This window comes from Achromobacter semiaridum, from assembly GCF_053543755.1.
Map to the genome: position 1 here is coordinate 41,528 of NZ_JBLVOL010000137.1, position 8,213 is coordinate 49,740.

General features: G+C 62.5%; 6 protein-coding genes. 3 read left to right on the top strand and 3 right to left on the bottom strand.

Going from position 1 to position 8,213, the window contains the following annotated elements; genetic code table 11:
- Nucleotides 1-152: 152 nt before the first annotated feature.
- The 3 genes from ACNPP0_RS28590 to ACNPP0_RS28600 form a co-directional block, all read right to left on the bottom strand.
- Nucleotides 153-818 carry a response regulator transcription factor gene (locus ACNPP0_RS28590; protein ID WP_332611951.1) on the bottom strand — a complete coding sequence of 222 codons (666 nt, stop codon included), beginning with the start codon at nt 816-818 and terminating at the stop codon, nt 153-155.
- Between the two features lie 353 nt (nt 819-1,171).
- Nucleotides 1,172-1,921 carry a response regulator transcription factor gene (locus ACNPP0_RS28595; RefSeq protein WP_332611949.1) on the bottom strand — a complete coding sequence of 250 codons (750 nt, stop codon included), beginning with the start codon at nt 1,919-1,921 and terminating at the stop codon, nt 1,172-1,174.
- A 562-nt stretch (nt 1,922-2,483) separates the two neighbouring features.
- Nucleotides 2,484-4,088, bottom strand: coding sequence for a glucosamine inositolphosphorylceramide transferase family protein (locus ACNPP0_RS28600; RefSeq protein WP_332611948.1), 1,605 nt, complete (start codon nt 4,086-4,088; stop codon nt 2,484-2,486).
- 389 nt (nt 4,089-4,477) lie between these two features.
- Here ACNPP0_RS28600 and ACNPP0_RS28605 point away from each other — a divergent pair, with 389 nt between their 5' ends.
- The 3 genes from ACNPP0_RS28605 to ACNPP0_RS28615 form a co-directional block, all read left to right on the top strand.
- Nucleotides 4,478-5,149 carry a TetR/AcrR family transcriptional regulator gene (locus ACNPP0_RS28605; RefSeq protein WP_332611946.1) on the top strand — a complete coding sequence of 224 codons (672 nt, stop codon included), beginning with the start codon at nt 4,478-4,480 and terminating at the stop codon, nt 5,147-5,149.
- Between the two features lie 70 nt (nt 5,150-5,219).
- Nucleotides 5,220-7,568 carry an acyl-CoA dehydrogenase gene (locus ACNPP0_RS28610; protein WP_332611944.1) on the top strand — a complete coding sequence of 783 codons (2,349 nt, stop codon included), beginning with the start codon at nt 5,220-5,222 and terminating at the stop codon, nt 7,566-7,568.
- Nucleotides 7,569-7,580: 12 nt separating this feature from the next.
- Nucleotides 7,581-8,213 (top strand): thiolase family protein (locus ACNPP0_RS28615; protein WP_448707787.1); only part of this gene is annotated, 633 nt, incomplete at its 3' end.

The following is an 8,213-nucleotide window of genomic DNA, read 5'->3' on the forward strand; positions in this document are numbered from 1 at the left end:
AACGGTAGAGATCGATGGATCCCTACCGTTTTTTTATTTTGCTTTGCTTTTGCTTTGCGTAGGCTTTGCTTGCGCGCTTTCCGGCAGCGGCCAAAGAAACGGCCGGGCGTTACCCCGGCCGACAGGCGTGGCCTGCAAGGGGCCGGCGCCCCTTAGCCCGGCCCATCCTTCTTCGGGGTGGGCGGCGGGCCGCCGCTACGCACCAGGCCCATCTGCACCGCGATGTAGGCGGCCTCGGCCTGGTTGCGCGCATTCAACTTCCAGTACAGCGTGCGCGCGTGGCTCTTGACCGTGGCCACGGATATGCCGACATGCTGGCCGATCTCGCGCATGGTCTTGCCTTGCACCAACAGTTGAAGAATCTCTTCCTGGCGCTGTGTCAGTTCACGCAATTCCTGCATGGGCGCCTGCGCCACGCCTTGGGGCCGTCCGGCCGGTTGCGGATAGCATTCGCCCCCCGCCACCACCAGGCTGACGGCGGCGGCCAGCGCGTCTGGGCTGGAAGCCTTGGGCAGATAACCGGCCACGCCTGCCCGCGCACACGCCCCCATCACGGCGGGGTCCAGCACGGAATACAGCACCAGTACCAGCCTGGGCATGAAGAAGGCCATGGCCTGCGAGATAAGCCCGATGTCCTGTTCCGCAACGCCGCTGCAACCGATCACCAGCAACTCGACTGGGCGGTTGATCGAACTGGACATGTTAAGGAGGTGAGCTGGCGATATTGCCAGGATGTCGTCGGCGTTCCGTACGCGCTCCAGCACATGCTGGATCGCGACGCGAAGCAGAGCGTAGTCTTCGATCAGTACGGTTGTCATCCCGGGGAGAACCTTGTGACACATGGCCCATTCACGGTTCCCATGGCGTCGGCGCATCACGCTGCGATGGCAGGTTATGTGCGGCGCCAGCCCCAAGGGAATCTTGTCCGCGCTATTGGGTCGCGATTGCGAGGCGTTGTGATTCGCGCTCTCGACCCATGCTTGCGGACACAACCCATGCTATCAGCGGCACTGTTCGCTGAATCTCGTTCAGGAGGATGATTGGAGGAGGAAAGCCGCATCCGAAATGTCTGCGGGTACTGCGATGTATGACTTAGGCGGGATGGAGGGGCGAACCCGGCAGCAACAGAACAGACCTGTTCCTGGCTGCCGGGCAGGCGGCGCGCCCATTACTACCCAAGCTTGCGCCCATAGATCTGCCCGGCGTCCGATTCCCTGCCATTGGGCTCATGCCATTCCAAGGTTGCGCCGCGTTGCAGCGCTGCGTATACGGCTTCGCCCTTGTTCTTGACATGCAGACGCTGGTAAAGCGTGCAAGCATGCGTCTTTGCGGTAGCAACCGAGATGTTCAGCATGCGGCTGACCGTCTTGATCGGATACCCCCTGGCCAGCAACACCAGCACTTCGTACTGACGCGGCGTGATCTGAAGCAGCTGCGCACCGGCGCTGACCGGCATGGAGCCCTTGCTGGAAGCGTCGTCGCCATCACGTGGCGGCAGCGCGCAGACCGTCGAGGCAGGCGCTTGCAATGCCTGCTCGCTGGGGAAGCACTGACCGCCGGCCATGACCAGGCGAATCGCGGCTTCCAGAATCTCGACCGAAGCCGTCTTCATCAAGCAGCCATACACACTAGCGCCGGGCAAGCCTTGCACCGGCATCGGCAACGGCATCACGTCCGTCAACAGCAGAATCCGCTTGGGCGTCAGAACACGCTGAATTTCATGCAGCGCGCTCCATGCTTCATCGGTATCCACCGGCAACCCATAGATCAAGAGATCGGCGCCAGCGTGCGCGCCATCGGCCTTGGACAAGTCCGCCAAGCCCATACCCTCGATTTCCCACACATCGTCCAACTTGCTGAGTATCTGCCACAACCCCAACCGCAGTAGCGGATGGGCTTCAATCAGGACCATCTTGGCCATGGTGTCCTCCCGGTTTTTCGACGGGCCTAGAAGGGATCTTCGCTGTGCTGAAGACTATTTTTTTTCCAGCCCCGCGGGGGTGGTCCGCAATATCCCGGAATATCTAATGAAGCTGGACCGGGGCATTTGGGCTGGGCAACTTTGGTAGCCAACATAACGGATGGCATGGACCCATCTTATGGTTCGAAACCTTCAAAATCAAGACGTTTCAGGGCGATATAATCCGATAAAAACAGAAATCATTCGTTAGCCTTAATCACTCTCGTAAATATGGATGAGAGCTGTCCCTCCGCCTTTCTACCGCTAGGGTTTTCACCAGCTTTCCCAGGCACCCGGGCGGTCGCCCCCTATGAGGCCCTGCCCCGAAAGGCTTGAATGGTAACGATTTGGACCAAAAGCGGGCAGCAAAAAAGCCGCAGCGGGTCGCGGGCCCGTGGCGGCCGATATGCCGAAATCTGCACCGAAGAACTTTCGATATGTTTCCGCGGACACACCCCTGCCCGCTCCGGATCATCGAATCGAAATATAGGTAACATTTTTATTTTGGCGCGCCGGGCTTCATTTACTCCATATAGGCGAAGTCAAATACGGTATGACCCCCCTGATGGTGCCAATGGTGCATTGAAGCATGACGCTTGCGTAAAAAGCTGGCGTAGTGAATTTCGCCATCCGTTTCCACATACGTGGATGGTGTCAGCTCTTCGATACGGTTCAGCGACACGCCCTTGCCGTAGTGGCAAAAGCCCTGGTACTGGGCACAGCGGATCACCTCTCCGCTAGGCGAGACAACGATCCCCGCGTTGCGGGCGCGCATCGGGTTGCGCACGATGGGGTTGCAGGCGTGCGGCGTCCACTCGGTCGAGCGCGGCGAATCCGAGAAGAACGCGAATAATTCATCGCAATGGCTTTGGCCGTCTGTTCTATCGATATTCGTTAATAACCACCAATATTCTCCGTGTTTAAAAATAATGGTATCCACGGCGGATATATTGGTCATTAACGTGACATCGAGCTCCCATTTCAGGGGAAATTCAGTGCATTTCCATAATTCAATACTGCGATTTCCGCACGTTTCCGGAACCATGTAGGTCACACCGTCGTGTTCAAAAATATACGGGAACGACAGGTGATAAGGCAGGTTCAAGGCAGTGCCCAACAGTCGGAAAGCCCCGTCGGAGTAGGTCGCGACCGAAATCGTGCCCTTCCGTGAAGTGAAGTCGTAATCTTCAAAAAATATATATGGTTTTTTATCGTGCGTATAAACAAACGGATCTGCGAAGAACCTACCTTTGGGAGGTTGCAGCACCATGGCTTCGGATACCACCGCCTGTTGCCGGGATGACGGAAACATACCAATCCGCCAACGCACATTGCGCTTCATGATGCGCCGCACAATCAAATCCGACATTAACCACGCCTGGCGCGCAATATACGCCGCGCTGTCCCACTCCCCGGGGTCGGCCCGGCGCGGGCCGCTCATGATCTGCATGTCGGGCGCCGGCTCGCTCTGGCGGGCGCGCGCCAGGGCCTGCAAGGCGTCGTAGACCATGAAATTTCCCAGGCTGAAAGCGCGGGCCTGATTCTTCAACCAGAACACTTCCGTATTGAAACTGCGCTGGTCCAGCAGTTCATCCTGCTCGGCCGCCGCGCCGATCCGCCAGAGTTTGACGGTCGTGTGATCCTCGCGCTGAAAGACCTCCCAGAAACCGGCGTAGCGGCTGGTCGACACGGCAATATCCGAATAGCTCAACTGCCAGACCCCCAAGCGCGCCCACTCGGCCATTTGCTCACGGGCCGCGCATGACGAACCCAGCGTGATGACCAGGTCCAGCCCCAAAGCCGTCACCGCCTCCTGGGCCCCCGGCGCGGCCTGCCCCGCTTCCAGCGGCAGCACCGGCACTGACGGGGACGGCATGCTCTTGCGCAAATCGGCGCACGACAGCATCTGGCGTTGCTTGGCCGGCAGCATCCGGCCCTCGAAGCGCGACAGCGTCCCGAACAATGCCCTGACGGCCAGGCGCGGCGCCGCCGACGTCGCCTCGGCGTTCATCACCAGTAAGGCCGAGATGTCGAAATCCTGACTATGGACGAGCCAATCCACCATCTCATGCATCCAGCCGGGTTGCTCATACCCGTCAACCAACAGTCCCACTCGGTAGGTTTTCATATGTCCCGCTCCTGTGTCAGGGCGTCTAGGGCGAGCGCACCGGCCTGGTGCGCGGGCGAGCCCCTTGCATCGCCGGTACAACGCAATTGAGTCCTCGCGCTGATACTGCGGCGTTTTGCCCCTGCCTTCCAGACCACATTCATCCTAGGTCGGCCGTCCGAGGACGAACGGTTCAGGATCGTGCCGGCGGCCGAGGCGCGCTCATGCAAGTGCGTGCGTCAGCTCATCCTTCTGGTCTAGCTGACCCGGTGCAACAAGCTCGCCACCTAGTGCTCAAGGGATGTTGCAGGCGCACGTTAGGGGTAAACCCTATTGGGGATAGCCGAGGCTCGCTTCTCATTCTTCGCTAACGCATAATGATTTTTAAACGAACGTTTGAATTCAACCTTATGCAAGAAATCAGAACTCCCACTACCCGCGAATCCATCCTGGACACCGCCGAAGCGCTGTTTGCGCAGCAAGGCCACGAGGGCACCTCGATGCGCCAGATCACCGGCGCGGCCGGCGTCAATCTGGCCTCGGTGAACTATCACTTCGGCTCGAAAGAGTCACTCGTGCAGGCGGTGCTGAAACGGCGGCTGGAAGTCCTGAACCGCGAGCGCCTGCGCCTGTTGGACGAACTTGAGGCGCAATCCGAAGGCAAGCCGCTCAAGCCGTCGCAGATCGTCGACGCTTTTTTCGGCACGCTGCTGCGCCTGGCCGCTGACCCGGCCCAAGCCGGCAGCACCTTCCTGCCGCTGCTGGAACGCACCATGACCGAGCCGTCCGATTTCATCCGCGCCCTGTTCGCGGAGGAATACGCCGACGTGCTCGAGCGCTACCGCAATGCCCTGTTTGCCGCGCTGCCCGATGTGCCCAAGGCCGAAATCGTGTGGCGCTTCCAGTTCATGCTGGGCGCCACGTCGTACGCCATCATCGGCACCGACCTGCTGCGTTCCGTCACGGGCTGGCAGATCGACGAAGCCGAACAACCCGACAACCCCGACCTGCTGTTGCCCCGCCTGATGAGCTTCCTGCTGGGCGGCTTGCGCGCCCCGCTGCCGCCGGTGGCGGGCGCCTAGCCGACATCGGCATCGGCATCCTCGGAATTAGAACCAGACCGACCAGAACACCCATTACGGAGACAAAGACATGTCCGCAGTCATCCTCACGCTAGTCGTCATCGCGGTGCTTGCCGCCATCGTGCTGGGCGTGCGGCCACTGCGGCGGGCGCTGCTGTCGGCGCCCATCTTCAATCTGTACCGCAAGGTGCTGCCGCAGATGTCCGACACCGAACGCGACGCCCTGGAAGCCGGCACGGTCTGGTGGGAAGGCGAACTGTTTCGCGGCCGCCCGGACTGGAGCCGTCTGCTGGCCTACCCGCGCCCGCGCCTGACCGATGCCGAACAGCAGTTCCTGGACGTCCAGGCCGAGCAGGCCTGCCGCATGGTCAATGACTGGAGCGTCACACAGGAACGCTACGACCTGCCGGCGGACGTGTGGACCTATCTGAAGTCCCAGGGTTTCCTGGGCATGATCATCCCGAAGGAATACGGCGGCCTGGGCTTCTCGGCCTATGCCCATTCCGAAATCGTGACCAAGCTGTCGACGCGCTCGTCGGCGCTGGCCGTGTCGGTGATGGTGCCGAACTCGCTGGGCCCGGCCGAACTGCTGCTGCACTACGGCACCGACGAACAGAAAAACCACTACCTGCCGCGCCTGGCGCGTGGCGACGAGGTGCCGGCCTTTGCGTTGACCAGCCCCTGGGCTGGTTCGGACGCCGCGGCCATTCCCGACAGCGGCATCGTCTGCAAGGGCGAATGGCAAGGCCGCGAAGTGATCGGGATGCGCGTCACCTGGGACAAGCGCTACATCACGCTGGCCCCGGTCTGCACGCTGCTGGGGCTGGCGTTCCGCCTGTACGACCCCGATGGCCTGCTGGGCGGCAAGAAAGACCTGGGCATCACCTGCGCGTTGGTGCCGCACGACCATCCCGGCGTGGACACCGGCCGCCGCCACTTCCCGTTGAACGCGATGTTCATGAACGGCCCGACGCGCGGCACCGACGTCTTCATGCCGCTGGACTTCATCATCGGCGGCCCGGCCATGGCCGGCCAGGGCTGGCGCATGCTGATGGAATGCCTGGCGGCCGGCCGATCGATTTCGCTGCCGTCTTCCAACACCGGCATGTCCAAGCTGACGGCGCGCGCCGTGGGCGGCTATGCCCGCGTGCGCAGCCAGTTCCGCATGCCCGTGGGCAAGTTCGAAGGCGTGGAAGAAGCGCTGGCGCGTATCGGCGGCCACACCTACATGATGGATGCCGCGCGCAGCATGACGGCGGGCGCCGTGGACCTGGGCGAGAAACCGTCCGTTGTGTCCGCCATCGTCAAATACCATGTGACCGAACGCGCCCGCCAGGTCGTCAACGACGGCATGGACGTGATCGGCGGCAAGGGCATCTGCCTGGGCCCCAACAACTTCCTGGGCCGCGCGTATCAGCAGATTCCCATCGGCATCACCGTCGAAGGCGCCAACATCCTGACGCGCAGCCTGATCATTTTTGGACAAGGCGCGATTCGCTGCCATCCCTACGTGCTGGCTGAAATGCAGGCGGCGCAGTCGCCCAACGCCAAACAGGGGCTGGACGACTTCGACCGCGCATTCTGGGGTCACGTCGGCTTCGTGGCCAAGAATACGTTGCGTACCCTGGGCACCGCGCTGACCGGCGCGCGCTTTGTTGCCGTGAACGCCGACGTCGCGCCCGACATGAAGGCCTATTACCCGCTGCTTAGCCGTTATTCCGCCGCTTTCGCGCTGCTGGCCGACTCGATGATGCTGGTGCTGGGCGGCAGCCTGAAGCGCCGCGAACGCCTGTCGGCGCGCTTGGGCGACGTGCTTTCGCAGATGTACCTGATCAGCGCCACACTCAAGCGCTTTGAAGATGAAGGCCGTCAGGCCGCCGATGCGCCGCTGGCGCACTGGTCGATCCAGGACGCGCTGTTCAAGTTGCAGGAAGCCTTTGATGGCGTGCTGGCAAACACGCCCAACCGTTTCGTGGCCTGGACCTTGGCGCGGCTGATCTTCCCGTGGGGCCGCACGCAAACGCCGCCGTCAGACGCGCTGGGCCAGGACGTGGCGCGGCTGTTGATCGCCCCCAGCGCCACGCGCGACCGCCTGACCTCGGGCTGCCACTTGCCCGCCACCGCCGACGAGCCCGTGGGCGCCATCGAACTGGCGTTGGCGGCCACGCTTGCCGCCGAGCCCATCGAAGCCAAGATCCGCGAACTTGAAAAGCGCGGCGCCCTGCAAGGCAATCCGCAAGCCAACGTGCGCGACATCGCCGACGCCGCCTACGCGGCCGGCGGCATCACCGCCGAAGAGTACGCCGTGGTCAAACACCGCAACAGCTTGCGCGATACCGTGGTGCAAGTGGATGATTTCCCCTTTGACCTGGGCAAGGCGCAGGCCGACCGGCCCGCCGCCGAACGCAAGGTCGCCTGACGGAGGAAACCGATGGCATTCAAACCGGTTTACGTCGTTGATGGGGCCCGCACGCCCTTTCTGAAAGCCCGCACCGGCCCCGGCCCGTTTTCGGCCGGAGACCTGGCCCTGCAAGCTGGCCGCGCCCTGCTGCTGCGCCAACCCTACGCCCCCACCGATCTGGACGAAGTCATCATCGGTTGCGCCGCGCCATCGCCCGACGAGATCAACATCGGCCGCGTGATTGCGCTGCGCCTGGGTTGCGGCAACCACGTGCCCGGATGGACCGTGATGCGCAACTGCGCATCCGGCATGCAGGCCCTGGATTCCGGCATCGCCAATATTCAAACCGGCCGTTCGCAGTTGGTGCTGGCTGGCGGCACCGACGCCTTGTCCCGCGCCCCGCTGCTGTTTTCCGACGACATGGTGCGCTGGCTGTCCGGCTGGTATGCGGCGCGCGGCATCGGCGCCAAGCTGGCCGCGCTGCGCGGCTTCAAGCTGAAGAACCTGGCGCCTGTCATCGGCTTGCTCAAGGGGTTGACCGACCCGGTGGTGGGCCTGTCGATGGGCCAGACGGCAGAAAACGTGGCCACCCGTTTCGGCATCGACCGCGCCGCCATGGACGCTTATGCGGCCGGCAGCCACCAGCGCGTTCTGGCCGCGCGC

Coding starts and splice junctions, on each gene's coding strand:
- ACNPP0_RS28590 (WP_332611951.1), bottom strand. CDS start 818: ATGACAACCGTACTGATCGAAGACTACGCTCTGCTTCGCGTCGCGATC.
- ACNPP0_RS28600 (WP_332611948.1), bottom strand. CDS start 4,088: ATGAAAACCTACCGAGTGGGACTGTTGGTTGACGGGTATGAGCAACCC.
- ACNPP0_RS28605 (WP_332611946.1), top strand. CDS start 4,478: ATGCAAGAAATCAGAACTCCCACTACCCGCGAATCCATCCTGGACACC.
- ACNPP0_RS28595 (WP_332611949.1), bottom strand. CDS start 1,921: ATGGCCAAGATGGTCCTGATTGAAGCCCATCCGCTACTGCGGTTGGGG.
- ACNPP0_RS28610 (WP_332611944.1), top strand. CDS start 5,220: ATGTCCGCAGTCATCCTCACGCTAGTCGTCATCGCGGTGCTTGCCGCC.